The sequence below is a fragment of the Sulfidibacter corallicola genome, from assembly GCF_017498545.1.
GTDB lineage: Bacteria > Acidobacteriota > Holophagae > Acanthopleuribacterales > Acanthopleuribacteraceae > Sulfidibacter > Sulfidibacter corallicola.
In genome coordinates this window covers 6,893,079-6,911,936 of sequence record NZ_CP071793.1, presented here as the reverse complement: position 1 = coordinate 6,911,936, position 18,858 = coordinate 6,893,079, and the positions used below count along the sequence as shown (strand labels likewise).

Below are 18,858 nucleotides of genomic sequence, written 5' to 3'. Positions count from 1 at the left end.
TCGCCCTTTCGACCTCCCGGGCACCGCTTTGCACGACTCCAACCGATAGAGGTAGTTCGCATGTTCTTCCCGTCGCTTTCTTCGCTGGATTGCGCGACCTTCGCCCAGGTGCTCGCCCGTCGTGCCGCCGAAACGCCGGACAACCACGCATTTACCTATCTGGAAAACGGTGACCGAATCGGTCGTTCATGGACCTACGCCCAATTGGCCGAACGTGCCGACGCGGTCGCGGCCCGTCTGCAGGGTGCCTATCCCGAGGGATCGCGCGTGCTGCTGCTCTTCCCGCAAGGCCTGGATTTCGTCGCGGCCTTTTTCGGATGCCTCCAGGCCGGCATGGTGGCGGTTCCGGCCTATCCACCGCGGGCCAACCATCACTTCCGCCGCCTGAGCGCCATCGTGGCGGATTGCGACGCGTCGGCCATCCTGACCACCGAGGCCCAGTGCGATTCCGCGAACCGCCGGCTCCACGATCCCAAATCGAATCAACCTCTGGAAACGATCGCGGTGGATCGCCTGCCGAACCGGCGCACCTCCACCCGAATCCAACCGGACGACGGCCAGCGGTTGGCCTTCCTGCAGTACACCTCCGGATCGACGGGTGACCCCAAGGGCGTGATGGTGAGTCATCGCAACCTTTGGATCAACTGTGCCTCGTTGGACCGAACCGAACCGTTGGGACCGGGCGATGCGATCCTGAGTTGGTTGCCTGCCTTTCACGACATGGGACTGATCTACGGCATCCTGGTTCCGGTATTCAAGGGCGTCCCGAGCTTTCTCATGGCACCGGTCGCGTTTTTGATGCGACCCGCGCGGTGGCTGGCGGCCATGGCGCGACACAAGGCCACCCACACCGCGGCACCCAATTTCGCCTTCGATCTGGCGCGCCAAAAAACTACGGAAGCCGAACGCGCCGAACTGGATTTGGGACATGTGCGGCTGATGTTGAACGGGGCCGAGCCGATCCGTCCGGATACGCTCGACCTGTTCGCCGAAGCGTTCGCGGTGTCGGGCCTGCGACGCGAAGCCCTGTCGCCAGGGTACGGTCTGGCGGAACACACCCTGAAGGTGACGGCCTCGCGGGGCAGCGAACCGCCGCGGCACATGGCCCTGGAGGCTGAGAGCCTGGGCGAGGGTCGCATCGTGCCCGCCCCCGGCAAGTCTTCGGCGATCCAGGTGGTCGACTGCGGACAATTGGACCAAGACACCCACGTGGTCATCGTCGATCCCGATAGCCAACGCCGCCGGGAGCCCGGTCATATCGGCGAAATCTGGCTGCAGAGCCCGAGCGTGGCCCTGGGATACTGGAACCGGCCCGACCAGTCCGAAGCAGTGTTCGCCGCCAAGATGGCGGGCGGCGATCCGAACCCCTTCCTGCGCACGGGCGATCTGGGTTTCCTGCACGAGAATCGCCTGTTCATCACGGGCAGGCTCAAGGAATTGATCATCGTCGAAGGTCGCAACCTGTATCCCCGCGATCTGGAACACACGGCCGAAGAGGCCCATGACGACCTGAAACGCAACGGTTCGGCAGCCTTCGCGGTGGAGACGGCAAGGGGAGAGCGACCCGTTTTGGCCATGGAAATCAAGCGCGAAGCGCGCCGTGATCCCGAGATCGACGCCATCTTCGCGGCCGTGTCCCTGGCCATCCGCGAACACCACGGCGTGGAGCTGCACGCGGCGGTACTGCTGCGCCCGGGCGGCCTGCCGAAAACAAGTAGCGGCAAGATCCAACGCCGCGCCTGTGCGCGTTCCTTTCAGGAGGGCGACCTGAAAGTGATCGCCAGCCACCTCTTCGAAGAGGACGATATGCCGGCCGCGACCTCCGAGATCGACGGGACCGCGTTGCGGGCGGTACCTTCGGAACGACGCGCCGAATGGGTACGCGCCTGGCTGGTGCGGTATCTCCGAACACGAACCGGTTTGCCCGAGCATGCGCTGGAACCGGACACCCCATTGGCCGTCTGGCTGCCCGATTCGCTGGCGGTCCTGAAGTTGAATCACGCCATCCAGCGCGACTTGGAACTGACCGCGGACGCGATGCTCTGCCGCGGAGACCTGACCCTCGAGCAGCTCGTCACGACGTTGACCTCGGCCCTGGAAGATCGGAATGCGCCGGCCCCGGAAGACATGGAGATGGCTCGCGAACCCCAAGCCGCTCGTGAGCTCATCCCCTTGTCGGCCAACCAGGAAGCACTGTGGTACCTGCACCGTCTACAGCCGAATACCACCGCCTACCACCTGCGTACGGCCCTGGTGCTCCACGCCCCTGCCGATCCCGCCCGGGTGCGGGCCGTCCTGGAAAGGATCCAACGGCGCCACCCCATGCTGCGCGCGGTGTTCGAGGGTCAGGGGGGCAAGGCCGGCTATCGCCTGCCGGAATGCCAACCACTGCCGCTTTCGGAGATTCTCCTCGATCCGAGTCGGGAGCGGGCCCCCTCGACCTGGCTCGATCGCATGCAACCACATCTCGACGCGCCCCTGATCCGCCCCGACAAGCCGGCCTGGGATTGCCTGGTCCTGACCGGGCTGCCGGACCGAACCCCCATCCTGTTCCGGTTTCACCACCTGATTACCGATTTTTGGTCGATCGCCCTGTTCCTGGACGAGTTTTCCCAAGCCTACGCGACCTCGCCGGATACGCTGACCGAGCGGGCGGGCGATCCCGAACGACTCCGCCGCCAGCAGGCCGCCTATCTCGACGGGCCACGCGCCCGAGCCGACGCCCAGTTCTGGCGGGAACACCTTCGCGATGCGCCGTCTCACCTGCCCATCCCCCACGATTCACCCGAGAGCGGCTCGGACGCTAGTGCCACCACGGTTCCCGTGGCGTTTTCGCCCGAGGTCTCCAAGGCGATCGCCGATCTGGCCCAAGCGTGCCGAACCACCGGTTTCACCGTGATCATGGCCGCCTACCACCTTTGGCTGCAGCGACTCGCCCAGGGTGACGACACCGTGGTGGGCACCCCCAACCACTGTCGCTACGACCTGCGCCGTGCCCATACCTTCAGTTACCTGGTCAACCCTCTGCCGATCCGCATTCGCGGCAACCACCGGACCGGCTTTCGCCACTGGGTCGAACAGGTCCGCGAGGTGATGGGCCAGGCGTTGACCCACGGCGACTACCCCTTCAACCGCGTGGTCGCCGACGTCGCGCCCGAACGCAACGTCAACGAAACACCGGTGTTCCAAGCCATGCTGGTGTTTCAAAACCCACCCCTTCACGCCGAACTGTCGACCCTGGCCTTCACCGGCCGAACCTCCGAGTTCGCGCTTCACGGCCTGAGCTTTTCCTCCCTGCCTCTACCCTCTCCGCCGCCGCCCATCGACCTGACGCTCGACCTGGCGTTCAGCGAGGGTACCTGGGTCGGTGAGCTGGCCTGCAGCCCGCGACGGTTTCTCCCGCAAACCGCGCGGCGTTTCGCCGCCTGGTTCGGGACCCTGCTGGAAGCCGCCGTGCGCGAACCGGCGCGGGTCGTGACCTCCCTGCCCCTGATCGATTCCGCGACCCGCGAGATGCTGCTGCGCGACTGGAATCACAGCGGCCCGGTGCTGAAACCCGTGGCCGCCATCCACCACTTCATCGAACGCCAGGCGCGGGCCATCCCCCATCGCATCGCCTTGGAAACCGTGACGGACGAGAACGGCAATGCCTTCGTATCCCAACCACTCACACTGAGTTACGACGCCTGGAACCGGGCCTCCAACCAGGCCGCCCGCTACCTGCGCGGCCTGGGCATTCGCCGCGAGGACCGCGTGGGGGTGCTGGTGGCCCGCGAGTCGATATGGCAGGTAGCCACGTTGGGTATCTGGAAAGCCGGCGCCATCTACGTGCCCTTGGACCCCGACTATCCCTCCGATCGATTGAACCACCTCATCGCCCACAGCAGACCGCGCATTCTGATCGACCTCCACGGAAGCCTCGAAACGTCGGCCCTGTCGATACCGGATGGCGTGGTCGTGATCGGCCGTGCACAGCTCGAGCGGGAGATTCGCCGACAGGAGGACCGGGACCTCGACCTCGAGATTCTCTCCGGCCAAGGTGCCGCGCTGATCTACACTTCCGGGTCCACCGGAAGACCCAAAGGCGCCTTGCTCCAGCACGACGCGATCGTCAACATCATGGCGGGCATGATCGACCTGGTTCCCGCGGACGACGATACACGGCTGGCCCAGATCATGTCGCCCAGCTTCGATTTCAGCCTGATCGAATGGGCTTACAGCGTCGGCCGCGGCGGCTGCCTGCTGTTGGGCCTGCCACAGCCGTTTTGGCCCGACGGCGAGGCGCTGGAGCGGTTCCGCCACTGGGGTGTCACGACCCTGACCGTCTCGCCCTCTTTCATCGCCCAACTTCCGCCGCGGCCCTGGCCCGCGCTGCGCCTGCTCGTGTGCGGCGGCGAACCCACCAGCGCCCAACTGGCGCGCACCTGGGCCGACGACCGGATGTACCTCAACATCTACGGACCGGCCGAATGCACCCTGTTCGCCACCTCCGCCGAAATCCGGCCCGACGGGCGCAGGCCCGATCTCGGCTTCATCATGCCCGGCGCCTCGCTCTACCTGCTCGACGCGGCCCTTGCACCGGTGGCCCCGGGCCAGATCGGGGAAATCTACCTCGGCGGCATCAGCGTGTCGCGCGGCTATTTCGACCAGCCCGGGCTGACGGCCGATCGCTTCGTACCGGATCCGTTCGCCGACGGCGGCGAGGATCGACCCGCCGGTGGTCGACTGTACCGAACCGGCGACCTGGCGCGCTTCCTCCCAGACGGCAGGCTGGACTTCCACCGACGCATCGATCACCAGATCAAACTGCGCGGTTACCGCATCGAGCCGGGAGAAATCGAGCACCACCTCGACAGCCATCCCGCCACGGGCGAGAGCCTAGTGGCCGCCGAATGGGCGTCGGGAATACCGAAGCGTTTGCTGGCCTGGATTCGTTTGGCGGAAGGGATTTCCGAACCCCCGAGTTCCGACGCGTTGCGTCACTACCTTTCGCAACACTTGCCGGAGTACATGGTCCCGGCGCGGATCTGGGTTCGTGACTCCTTTCCCCGCACCCCCAACAACAAGGTGGACCGCCAGGCATTGCTCGATTCGGTACGTACCGGCTCCGACGCCCGCGGGGCGACGGCGCACCTGGATGACGAACCCCCGAGCGGCCGAGCCGAAGAAACGCTGGCCCGCATGTGGGCCGACCTGGTTCCAGGCCCGGCCGTGACCCGCGCCAGCCACTTCTTTCAGAGGGGAGGCCACTCCCTGGACGCGGTGACGCTCGCCGCCCGCATCGAGAACGAGATAGGCCGCTCGGTTCCGGTGGCCGCGTTGATCGAGGAACCGACATTGGCCGGCATGGCCGCGGCCTTGAAACGGGTCCATCCCGCGTGTTTCGAGCTGAGCCAGGACCCCGAATCGCATGGATCCGGGCCGCACCCCCTCTCCAATGGACAACTGTCGCTGTGGTTCCACCAACAGATCGCCACCGTGCCCCACCTGTACCACGTTCCCGTGGCGTTTCACCTCCACGGACCATTGGATCGCGGCCGGTTCGTTCGTACCTTTTCCGCGTTGGTCCAGCGCCACGCCATGCTTCGGGCGCGGTTTCGACCCGATGCCGAAGAACCGACCCAAACGATCGAGGAAGACGTCGTCGCCAACCTGCATTTCGAAACCATCCCACCCGATCGCTGGAAGTCCCACTTCGAACAGGCCGTCGAGCGACCCTTCGACCTGCGGGTAGAGGCACCGATACGAGCCAGCCTCTTTCAATTGACACCGGACCACCACCTGTTCGTGCTCGTCGCCCACCATCTCGTAAGCGACGGCCATTCGATGGGCGTTCTTTTGCGTGAATGGTCGCGGCTCTACGACACCGCCGCGGAAGGATCCACGCCAGCCGAGCCCTCCCTGCCGCCATTGCCCTATGAGTATCCCGCCTTCGCTCGTGCCGAACGGGCCTGGTGGAACCCCACCCGCCTCGGGCCGGCATTGGACTTTTGGGACAGGTACCTGGACCGGGCCCCGACCCTGAATCTCCCCACCGACCACAGGACGCCAAGCGTCCCCGACTTCAAGGCCGAAACCATTTGCTTCACACTTCCGGAAACCACCGATTCCGCGATCGGCCGCCTCTGCAGCCAGGCCAAGGTCACACCATTCGCGGTTCTGTTCGGTGCCTGTCACACGTGGCTGGCCCAACTCTGTGGGCAACGGGATTTCGTCATCGCGACCCCGGTCACCTTACGCAGCACCAAGGACTTGGAACACATGGTCGGTCACCTGGTCAACATGCTGCCCATTCGCCTGGACGCTTCCCCCTATCGCCGCTTCTGCGACGTTCTGGAGGCGGCCGCGCATCGCGTTCACGAGGCGCTCGCCCATCGGGAGGTGCCCTTCCGCCTGATCGCCACCAACCGCAACCGCAAGACCTCCTGGAACCCGGTGTTCCGGGTGATGTTCTCCTACGAGAATTTCCCGGCCCACCGGCTGGATTTGGACGGCCTCGAAGCACGGCTGCAGCCGCTGGAAGTCGATGTGGCCAAATTCGACCTGGGCATCACGATCACGCACCGAAACGACCGGATGGCGTGCCGAGTGACCTTCAACCGGGATCTTTTTTCTCCGGAGAAGCGTGCGGCGCTGGCAATGGACTTCCAGGCCACGCTCGAACGCTTACTGACCGAACCCGACCTGGAGTTGGATGTCTCCCCGGCCGCCGAGCGAGCTGTGGAAAGCGAGGGCATCGCACCGATGCGCGGCTCCTGCCCCGAACCTCGGCCCGGGGTGTCGGACGGGATGTGCGGCGAGCTGAGGCGCATGTTCGGCGAGGTTCTGGAACGAGACGCAATCGGCGAATTCGACGACTTCTTTGAACTGGGCGGCCATTCACTGAACGGCACGCGGCTGCTCAACCGAATTCGGGATCATTTCGGTATTCATTTGACATTGCGGGACTTCTTTCTGCATCCATCGCCCAGACCGCTGGCCGATCTGCTAGCCGAGCGGCTGACATCGGCGAGCCACGAGGGCGCCTGCGAGAGCGCGATCGGCGAGGTCTCGCCCCAAGCGGCACCGCTGTCCTACCCCCAACGGCGCCTCTGGTTCCTCGAACAATTGCGCGGGCAGGGTCCACTCTACTACCTGGCCGGCAGTATGCGACTCACGGGCGACCTCGACGCATCGGCCCTGTGGGCGGCGCTTTCGGCGGTGGTCGAACGTCACGAGATCCTGCGCACCACCTACCGCTCGCGCAACGGTGAACCCATTCAATCCGTGCAATCCGCCACAACTTTGGCGCCGAAGGTGATCGATCTAACCCATCTCGATCCGGAAGGGGCGGAAAGGGAAGCGGAGCGCCTGATTCAGGGCGAACTGTCGCAGCCCATCGATCTCGGGGCCGACCCGACGATGCGCGCCCTGTTGATCGAATCCTGCCCCAGGCGCTACCACCTGTCCATCGTGCTGCATCACATCGCCGGTGACGGCTGGTCGATCCCGATTCTCTTCGCGGACCTGGAAACGGCCTACAATGCCGCGGTTGCGGGCCGAACGGCGCAACTTCCCGCGCTTCCACTTCAATACCGGCACTTCGCCGCACGCCAACGGACGTGGATCGAATCGGGCCGGTTCGACGGGCAATTGGCCTTTTGGCGGCGAACCCTGGCAGCACCACCGGATCTGCTGCATTTCGCGATCGAACCATGGCAAACCGGGAGCGGCCCTACCGCCACCGACCCTACCGCCACCGGCGAAGACCAGGGTTCCGAATACACCCTCGATATCCCACCCCAATTGGCCGAAGCTTGGGAGCGAAAAAGCCGCGAGCGGCACCTGACCCCGTTCATGGCCTATCTGGCCGCGACGGCGGTACTGCTGAGTCGCCTCACCGATCGTTACGATTTCTGCATCGGCACCCAAATCGCCAACCGGCAGTACGAGGGCACCGAAAACCTGATCGGGTTCTTCAGCAACACCCTCGCCCTGCGCATGCGCGTGGGCGCGACCGAAGACCTGGACACCTGGTTCTCGACGGTTCGCGATACCTGCCTGGACGCCTTCGCCCACCAAGACTACCCCTTCGACCTGTTGATCGAGAAATTGGGACTCGGCGGCGACCCCAACGGCAATCCTTTCTTCAACGTGGTCTTCGCCTATCAGGAAGAACTTCAGCCACCCCGCCTCGATCATCTCGACGTCGCGTTGCGGGAAACCCAACTGAACCGTGCCAAGTTCGACCTCACCTTCCTTCTGGTTCACCTTCGCGACGGCACCCGCCGCCTGGTGCTCGATTACCGGTCGGCGTCGTTCGGCGAAGCCTGCATCGCCGCCATGGCCCGGCAGTTCACGCTGCTTTTGGAACGCCTGACCGGCGAGCCCGAGGCACCGGTGCGCCGCGTGGATCTCACCACCCCCGAAGAACGCACGAAGTTGCTGCATCGCTGGCCCGAGGGCAAGACCTCCGGCCCCGGCGCTCCCAGCCTGATCCACCAGACGTTCGTGGACATCGCACGCGCCCAACCCGATCGACCGGCGCTGGTGAACGTCGGCCGCCACCCCGAGGATCGCGATATGACCTACGGTCAGTTGGAGGCCTGGTCGGCGGCCATCGCCCGCGACCTGCGCGCCCACGGCGTGGGTCCCGAAATCCCGGTGGCGGTTTTCGCCGAACACGAGGCGGCGGCCTATGCGTCGGTCCTGGGCATTTGGCGCGCCGGCGGCATCTACCTTCCCCTGGATCCGGAGTTCCCCCCGGAACGCCTGCAGTTCATGATTTCCGAGGTCGTCCCCAAGGTGATCATCGCGCGCGCCGGCTTGCAACTCCCGGTGGACGTCGAGGTCCCGCGCCTCGATCCCGGTCGACCGCCGGAGCCCGGCACCCAGGTCGAGTTGAGCACCTCGCCGCTGGATCCGGACCATCTGGCCTACATCATCTACACGTCCGGTTCCACCGGTCGGCCGAAAGGGACCATGCTGACCTACGGCGGCCTGGCGCGCGTCCCCCGCACGGTGATCGAAGACCTGGAGATCACGGCCGAAGACCGCGTCCTGCACCTCAGCTCCTTCAGTTTCGACGCCTCGATCTTCGACATGGTGTTCGCGTTCTGCAGTGGCGCCGCACTGTGCCACACAAGCCACGACGAGCGCTTGCCAGGACCACCGCTGGCCGAATCCCTGAGACGCGGCCGCATCACGTTCGCCATCGCCCCGAATTCGATCTGGGCCGCCACCCCCGAGGACAACCTGCCCGACCTACGCCTGATCGGTTCGGGCGGGGAGGCCAGCACGCCACAGGTCGTGGCGAGATGGATGCGCACCTGCCCCGTCATCAACCTCTACGGACCGACGGAAACGACCGTGGACGCCACCCTCCACGTGCTTCGCGAACGGGATTTGGCCCGGATACCGCCGATCGGCAGGCCGGTCTCGGGTGTCCTGGTCCGGGTGCTGGATTCGGAACTTCAACTCGTACCGCCCGGCCAACCCGGTGAGCTCTTCATCGGTGGTGCGGGCGTGGGACGAGGCTACCTCGGTCGCCCGGGCCTCACGGCCGAGAAATTCATCCCCGATCCCCATGCCTCGAAGCCGGGCTCCCGCCTGTACCGAACCGGCGACAAAGTAGTCTGGTCCGACGAGGGGCACCTGATCTTCATCGCCCGCTTGGATCACCAGGTGAAATTGCGCGGGTTCCGCATCGAGCTTCACGAGATCGCGGCGGTCCTGCGCCGCCATCCCGCGATCAACGACGCCCTGGCCCTGGTCCACCGCGCCCAGGACAACCCGGAATCGCTACATGCCTTCGTCACGCTGGATCCGAGCTACGGCGGTCCCGCTCCCAGGGAGCAGGCGCTGCGCGATTTCACGACCCAGCGGTTGCCTCACTTCATGGTCCCGCAACACCTCCACGTGATCGATGCCTTTCCGCTGCTTCACTCCGGTAAAACCGATCGTGCGGCCCTGCTTGCCCGGCTCGATCGGCCGGCGGCCAACGACGTACCTCGCGATCCGCAACCATCCCCGATACCCCGACAGCCCAGGGTCCAGCCGCTGGACGCGATCCTGGCCCTCTGGGGCGAATTGCTGGAGCGCGAGCCGGACCCCCAGGCCAACTTTTTCGATCTGGGCGGTCATTCGCTGCTTCTGTTGCGGTTGCGCGATTTGATCGCCGAACGTCACGGAATCGAACTCGACCTGATCGAACTGTTCCGCCATCCCACGCCCGTTGGACAGGCGAACCTGCTGCAATCCCAGTGGCCTACATCCATTGCGACGGTACCCGAAGAGACGCATCGGGTACGCGAAACGGCCTCACGCGAGACGCGCAGCGACGACGTCGCCCTGATCGGCATGGCCCTGCGGGTCCCGGGCGCCGATTCACCGGAGGCATTTTGGGACAACCTGAAACGGGGCCTGTGCAGCATCCGCGATCTGACGCCCCAGGAACGAGAGGCCCTCGATCCCGAGCTGCGCGAGGATCCCGATCACGTGGCCCGCGTAGCCGACCTACCGCACATCGACCGCTTCGACGCCGATCTTTTCGGTATGTCGCCGATGGAAGCCAGGGTCACCGACCCGCAACAACGGCTGCTGCTGGAATTGGCCTGGGAGGCCCTGGAGCGGGCCGGGTACCCGGCAGGCACGGGTCAGGGTGACGTCGGCGTCTTTGCGGGCACCGGCTGGCCGGATTACCTGACCCGCCACCTGCTGAACAACCGCGAGGCCTGGCGCACCATGGGCGATTACCAGATGTCGTTGGCCGTGGAAAAGGATTTCGCCGCCACCCGGATCGCCTACAAACTCAATCTCAAGGGGACTTCGCTGACCGTGCAGACGGCCTGCTCCACGTCGCTGGTCGCCGTCCATCTGGCACGCGAAGCCCTGTTGCGTGGCGATTGCGACCTGGCCCTGGCCGGCGGCGCCACGCTTCACATGCCGCCCGCACGCGGCTACCTGTACCAGGAAGGCATGATTCTCTCGCCGGACGGCAAGTGCCGAGCCTTCGACGCGGAAGCCCGCGGCACGATTCCGGGCGACGGTGCGGCCTTCGTCGTGCTGAAAAAACTCGACGACGCCCTGCGCGACGGCGACCCGATCCACGCGATCGTCAAATCCTCGGCCACCAACAACGACGGCGCCCACAAGGTGGGCTTCACGGCGCCCAGCGTCGACGGCCAGAGCGAGGTGATCGAACAGGCGTTGCGGTCGGGCGGCATCTCGCCGGAAAGCATCGGCTACGTGGAAGCGCACGGTACCGGCACGCCGCTGGGCGATCCCATCGAGGTTCAGGCCCTCACCCGGGCCTGGCGCAAGTTCACCGACAAGCGCGGCTTCTGCGCCCTGGGTTCGGTCAAAACCAACATCGGCCACTTGGATACGGCCGCGGGCGTGGTCGGCCTGATCAAGGCGGCGCTGGCCGTCAAACACGGCGCCGTGCCGCCCAGCCTGCATTTCCAAACCCCCAATCCGCACATCGACTTCGATTCGGGACCCTTCCGGGTTGCCGATCGACTGCGTGACTGGTCCGCGTCGGCTCGGCGCGCCGCGGTGAGTTCGTTCGGCATCGGCGGCACCAATGCCCACGTGATCCTCGAATCGCCGCCTGGAGATCGTCACCCGACGGGACAGCGACGTTCGGAACGGGTGCGCCACCCGCTGGTGGTGTCCGCCAAGAGCGAAGGCGACCTGAAGATCGCCGCGCAACGGCTCCTGGATCATTTGCACGAGGTGCCGGAAGGGCGACTGGGCGATGTGGCGTGGACGCTCGCCGCGGGCCGCAAACCCTTCCCCCATCGACTCGCCGTGCATGCCGCCGACGGGGAAGAGGCCCGCGAACGCCTGGGTCGTGCGGCCGAGAACCCACCCCCGCGCAGCCCGGCCCAAACACCGGTCGTGGCGCTATTCCCAGGCCAGGGCACCCAATTTCCGGGCATGGGACTTCCGTTCCGGGGGGATCCCGTCTTCGATGAAACCATCGATCACTGCGCGGACATCCTGCACGCGGCGCTCGGGTTCGACCTGCGCGATCCCCTGTACGCCGATCCCAACGACCCCGAGACCGCCCACCTTTGGGACGAGCGCCTGGCCCAGACGCGTGTGGGTCAACCGATTCTGTTCTCCTTCGAGATCGCCCTCGCACGCGCATGGCGACAACGCGGCCTTCGCGTCGACTTCGCGGTCGGCCACAGCTTGGGCGAGTGGGTGGCGGCCACCTTCGCCGAGGTCTTCGCTTTGGAGGATGCGCTTCGCCTGGTCGCGCTGCGTGGGCGCCTCATGGGCGATGCCCCGGCGGGGGCCATGCTGGCCATCGGACGCGGTGCCGCGGCGACCCGTGCGCTGTTGCGAACCCATTGTTCGACGGGAGACGTCGCGATCGCCGCCGAGAACGGACCGGATCAAACCGTGGTCAGCGGCCCATCCGCATCGATCGCACACCTTCAGGACGAGTGGCGCGAAGCGGGCGAGAAGGTCCGAATCGTTCAAAGCCATCACGCGTTCCATTCCGCGTCCATGGCCGGCGCCATGGAACCGCTGGCGCGCGCGATCGCCGCGGTCACGCGACGCGAACCGGCCATGCCCTTCCTCTCCTGTGTCACGGGGATGCCGATCACGCCGGAGCAGGCCGTCGACCCCGATTATTGGGCCCGCCAACTGCGCGGTCCGGTCCTGATGGCCGACGGGCTGGCATCGGTTCCCGGGGCGCAGCAGGCGGTGTGGTTGGAGCTGGGTCCGAGGCGAACGCTCTCGGGTCTGGTCGCGGCCAACATCGGGCAAGACGCCGTCTCGCGCACGCGCCAGGTGATGGATCGCGACGGCGCGGCGACAGATCCGGCGCCCATCGCCGCGCGGTTGTGGGAAGCCGGCGCCCGCTGGGATTGGCCGGCCTGGTTCGGATCCGAATACCGAAAACTGGAACTGCCGACCTACCCGTTCGACCGCGCCTCCCACTGGATCGAACCCGTGCGCGAATCCCCAAGGCGCCAAGTCCCTGCGGTTCGGGCTCCGGTCGATCGTTCACCCGACCCGGCCGGCACCAACCTGGCGAAGTCCGCCTCCCATTCGCGGCGACTCCCCATAACCGACTGGTTCCACGCACCTTCCTGGCGGCGCCTGGCCGTCGCTCGAACCGTCGAGGCACCAAGGCCGACACCGGATCACGGCGACGCCCTGGTGTTCGGCGACGAAGGTGGATTGATCGAAGCCCTTTGCGCGCGTCTGGAAGGCGCCGGAACGCGCACCGTCCGTGTCCAGCGCGGCGACCGTTTCCGTCGTCTGGGTGGAGATCGGTACCAGGTGAATCCGGCGTCGTTCGAGGATTTCGAGGCGCTGTCCCGCGAACTGGGTAGCTTGCCTCGCGGTTGTTTCTACCTCTGGCCGATGCAGATGGATGCCTCCTCGTCCCCGCAGGAATGGGAGGCCGTCTGTTTCGGTGCCCTGGCCGCTCTGGCTCGCTGGTACGCCAAAGAACGCGGCGATCGCGAGTACCGGCTTCTGGCGGGTGCCGACAGTCTCGCAGATCCGTTCGGCGCGCCCCCCGTTCCCGAGAAATCGCTGTTGCGTGGTCCGCTCGCCGCCCTCGCCAACGAGTTTCCCCAATTGGGTTGCGCCTTGATCGACATCGGCATGGGCACGCCTCACGAGAAAAGTGTGGACCTGTTGGTTCGCGAATGGATCGAGCCGAATTCAACGTCTCTTCCCTCGCCTGCGGTGCTGGCCCTGCGCGGAGCCCACGTCTGGCAGGAGTCCTTCGAACCCTTGCCCACGAAGCCGGATCCCGCGCATCGGGCGCGAATTCGCCGGGGCGGCGTCTACCTGATCACGGGCGGCACGGGCGGCATGGGTTTGACCCTGGCCACCCATCTCGCCGAATGCGGCGCCGGCGTGCTGGTCCTCTGCTCGCGCAGCGGCGACACCACGACCGGAACCCAGGTCCCCGTGACGATTCCCGGCGAGGCCGTCGCTCGGGAAGCGGCCGAACGTCGCGCACTGCTGGAGCACCTGCGCGACCTCGAGATCGAGCTTCTGATCGAAACCCTCGATATCGCCGATCGCGGCGAGGTCACCCGCTTGCGCGACCGACTCCTGGCCCGCTTCGGTGCGGTTCACGGCATCGTCCACGCCGCGGGCGTGCCGGGCAACGGCCTGTTGGCGCGCATGGAACCAGATGCGTGGCAGTCGGTCTTCGCGCCCAAGGTGGAAGGCACGCGGTTGGTGCACGAGCTGTTCGCCGGCCCGGAGCTGGACTTTCTGCTGCTCTGCGGATCGCTGATTTCGGCGACCGGCACCTTCGGTCAGGCCGATTACCTGGCGGCCAACGCCTTTCAGGACGCCTTCGCCGAGGCGGCCAGCGCCCGCGGTACCCAGGTGCTCAGCATCGGCTGGGACATGTGGCTGTCGATCGGCATGGCGACGCGCTCGCCGCTCCAACACATGACCGGTTCGCGACCCTCGCCCTACGGCATCGAGCCGGCAGAAGGGCCCGAAGTGGTGGCGCGCGCGCTGTCCACCGGCATGGCGCGGCTCCTGGTGGTGACCCATCCCTCCAAATTCCGGCCCTTCGACGTGCAGTGGGACACCGGGTCATCTTCCGTGGAGATACGACAGGGACAAGCTCCATCGGACCCGTCCGACCTGCCGTCGCCGGAACGGTCGCCCGAAGAATCGCCCGGCGAGGAGCCGGTTCGCAACGGTTCGCACGGGCACCCCCGACCGCGCATCGAAACACCGTTCGTCGCTCCGAGGGACGAGCTGGAAGCCGCGCTGGCGGAGATTTGGCGTGCCGCGCTCGGCCTCGCGGAGGTCGGTGTCGAGGACCATCTCTTCGAGCTGGGCGGAAATTCTCTACTCGCATTGCAAATTTTGGCTGAGATTCGCGACCAACTCGGTGTTAATCTTCCGCAAGCGGCTTTCTTCGACCAATTGACCATTGCCGGTATCGCGGTGCGACTTCGCATCGAGCGGGACGAATCCGTCTGTCATATGGAAGAGGAGGCCGAACCGGCAGTCCCGCTACCGCATTCTCGAGACGACTACTTTGAAGAGGGGGAACTATGAGTGAGCTGCACGCGCTGCTGGAACAATGTGCGCAGCGCGGCATCACGCTCACCCTGCGGAACGGTCGATTGGAGGTCGACGATCCGCAAGGCGGCTTGGATGAGACGCTTGACTCGTCCATCGAACAGGCTCGGCCGAGCCTGTCGCGTCTGGGTCAGATCGTCGCCGGCTATCCCTACCTTTCCAAAACGCCGTTGCCGGCCATTCCCGATTCGCCCCACGGCGAATTGCCCCCGTTGACCCGCCAACAACGCGAATTCCTGACGATCGCCAAGCAGCAACCCAACCGCTCGGAGCCGTTCATTCCGTGTATGTTCCGCGTTCGCGGCGACATCAACCCCCAGCACCTGCGTCAGGCCCTGAATTCGGTGTTGCAGCACCACGAAATCCTGCGTACCCGCTACCCCATGGTCACGCGCGGCCGCACCCGAACCGAGATCCGCACCGACTGCGCGCCCCCCTTCCACCTGGTCGATATCCGCCACAGCCCGGCGAGTCTGCGCAACCGCGAATCGCGCGACGAGTTCCGGTCCTGGTTCCGCACGGCCTACGATCCCGGCTACGACATTCCGTTGCGGGCCCTGCTGATGCGCATGGGCGATCGCGAGTGGTTTTTCGCTCTGGCGGCCCATCGCATCGCCTGCGACCCGCCCTCGATGCACCTCCTGCTGAACGAGGTGCTCACCTGGTACAACCATTTTCACGCCGGCAAGAAAGACAGCGTCCCTCCCCCACAGCCGCCCCCCATCCAATTCGCGACCTATGCCTTCTGGCAGCGCGGTTGGGAGCGCTCGGCCGAGTTGCGCGAAGCCCTGGATTTCTGGCGGCACCAGTTGGACGGCTTCCCACCGGTGATCAAGTTACCGACGGACCGGCCCCGCAGCGCGGAACCGACGCGCCAGGCGGGCCGCCACCGGTTCCGGCTGACACCGGAACTGCGCGCCGGGTTGCGCGCGCTCGCCGATACCTGCGGCACGACCCCGTTCCACATCTGCCTGACCGCCTTCAGTATCCTGCTGCTGCGCCACGGCGCCGAGCCGCGCATGGTGATCGGCATCGAAACCGGCCACATGCAACACCAGGCCGAAGGCCTTATCGGGCCGTTCTGCAACCGCCTCCCGCTGCCGCTGGACCTGCGCGGCGACCCCTGTTTCGCCCAAATCGTCTCTCGGGTTCGCGATCTGGTGACGATTTGTGCGATGCACGCCCGCGTGCCCTTCGCCCAGATTCGCGACAGCCTGCACGACGGGTCCACCACCGAGAGCGCGGCACCACTGTACCAGGTCTTTTTCGGCTTCGAGGCGCCGCAGCCCCTGCCGAAGGTCTCCGGGCTCACGTTCATCCGCGAAAGCCTGAAGACGATTTCCACCTCGCTGGACCTGGCGCTCTGGGTCAGCGATGAAAACGGCCACTACTCCTGCGTGTTCGAATACAGCCGCGACCTGTTCGAGGCCGTGAGTGCCGCGCGATTCGCGGAACGGTTCACCCTCCTGTTGGAAGCGGCGCTGGACGATCCGCGCATGCCGATCTCGCGCTTGCCGATGCTGGGCTTGCCCGAAATGCGCCTGTTGCTGCACGGTTGGCAGGCCGTGCCCTCCCCCCTGCCGGAGTGGCTGGCGACGCCGGAAGCCGCCGGCACCCGCGTCACCGACATGGTGGCCCGCACCGCGGCCGAACGCCCCCACGTCGCGGCGGTGCGCGAGGGCAAGACCGTGTTGAACTACGCGCGGCTCCAGGAGTTGTCCAACGCCTTGGCCCATCGCCTGTTGGACTTCAACGCCAACCGCCAGCGCCCGGTGGCCCTGTGCCTGACCCGCGGTCCCTTTCAAGTGGTGGCCGTGCTTGCGGTGCTCAAGGCCGGCGCGCCCTACGTGCCGCTCGATCCCACCTGGCCCCGCAAACGCCTGCTGGCCATGTTGGCCATGACCCGTCCGGCGGTCATCCTCACCGACATTTCCACCAACGCCCGCCTGCGCGCCAGCGACACCATCACCCTGACCCTCGATCCCGCCCACGAGCTGGCCCGCGAAGGCGAACCGCTGCCTCCCGAGGTCTCCATCTTCGCCGGCGACGCCGCCTACATCATGTTCACTTCGGGTTCGACCGGCACGCCCAAGGGCGTCACCATGCCGCACGCCGCCCTGACCAACCTGATCCGACACCAGATCGCCCATTCGCTGTCGGCGCCACGGACCCTGCAATTCGCGTCGCTTTCCTTCGACGTCTCGTTCCAGGAGATTTTCAGTACCTGGGGCGCTTCCGGGACCCTGATCATGATCGACGAGGAGACCCGCAACGAGCCCCGGCTGTTGTTGGAGTACCTGCGCTCGGAGCAGATCGAACGCCTGTTCGTGCCGTTCACGACCCTCCAGAACCTGGCCGAGTCCTTCCGGCTGACCGACCCGCCGATCGCCGACCTGCGCGAGGTCGTCGTCGCGGGCGAGGCGCTCCACATCACGCCCGCGTTGGTGCGGTTCTTCGAGCGCCATCCGGCCGCACGCCTGATCAACCAGTACGGTCCCACCGAAACCCACGTGGCCTGCGAGCTGTCGCTCAAGGGCAGTCCCAACATCTGGCCGGTGCTGCCGCCGATCGGCACGCCGATCGTGGACGCGCGCGCCTACGTGCTCGACGAGCACCTGCAGTTGGCCCCGATCGGCGTCCCAGGCGAGCTCTACCTGGGCGGCGAGATCCTGGCCCGCGGTTACTGGGGTCGGCCGCGCCTCACGGCCGCGCAATTCCTGCCCGATCCGTTCACACGCCTGCCGGGCGGACGCATCTACCGCACCGGGGATCTGGCCCGCTTCGACGCCCGGGGACGGTTGCGTTACCTGGGGCGCATCGACAGCCAGGTCAACATCAAGGGGTACCGGGTGGAGGTCGACGAGGTGGAGGCGGTGCTGGGCGAGCATCCCGAGATCGCGGCCTGCGCGGTGATGGCGGTCAAGGCGCCCGAGGGCACCCGTCTGGCGGCCTACGTCGTTTCTCCGCGGCGCACGCCGGAGTCGGTGCGGTCCTGGCGCGGCTGGCTGGAAGCGCGGCTGCCGGAGTTCATGATTCCCCATTGGTTCGTGCGGTTGAGCGCATTGCCGCGCACGCCGACGGGCAAGTTGGACCGCAGCGCCCTCCCCAACCCCAACAACAAGGACCTGGTGGACTGAGCATTCGCGAAGGCTTGCCTCGCGAATCGATCGGTCGATGTGGTAAGCCAGTCCGGTCGTTCATTGTGTGCGGCCCAACCTGAGAGGATGGCCAACCGGATCGGATGATCTCCATTCGGGTCATTGCGATGCTCGGTGGGGTACCGATCGCAGGAACGCGGATGATGGGATGATCGTGTTTCGGGGTTACCGAATGCTTGGATGCTCTTCGTTCGTGGCCAATCCCGGAGGGATGGCCGCGGGCGCAGCAACCGGGTGCTTGGACGTGCACCGTTCGCGGCCAATCCTGCAGGGATGGCCAACCCCATGTTTGGATCACCATTTATTTAGAACGCGGGCCTCTGGCCCGCCACCAGCAGGGACCCTGAAAGGGTCATACATTTCAGCGAAGGGTTAAGGAGGCAGCGCCGACGCAACCCTGGTTCCCTGGAGTTCCCGAAACCCAGCCCTGAAGGGGCGGGACTACGAAGCCCCTAGCGGAGTTCACGCCACCTCCGGTTGGTCCTTCGTGGGGAGTTCACGTCACATCCGGAAGCCCCACGCGGAGCCGCCCCGTTGGGGCTGGATGCGGGCACCCCGAACAACCAGGGTTGCGTCGCCTTTCGGCTCCTTAACCGGAACGCCGGACCGCCTTCGCTGTACTGTATCACCCCTC

At 66.1% G+C, this 18,858-nt stretch carries 2 protein-coding genes; both read left to right on the top strand.

Features of this window, described 5'->3' with window-relative positions; translation table 11 throughout:
• Positions 1-60 precede the first annotated feature (60 nt).
• On the top strand, positions 61-15,042 hold the full coding sequence (locus tag J3U87_RS21420; protein ID WP_237377819.1) for a non-ribosomal peptide synthetase/type I polyketide synthase: 14,982 nt from the start codon (positions 61-63) through the stop codon (positions 15,040-15,042).
• Entirely contained in the window at positions 15,039-18,203 is a 3,165-nt protein-coding gene (locus J3U87_RS21415; RefSeq protein WP_237377818.1) for a non-ribosomal peptide synthetase, read from the top strand. Before J3U87_RS21420 ends, J3U87_RS21415 begins: the two co-directional genes overlap by 4 nt.
• The last annotated feature ends 655 nt before the right edge of the window (positions 18,204-18,858 follow it).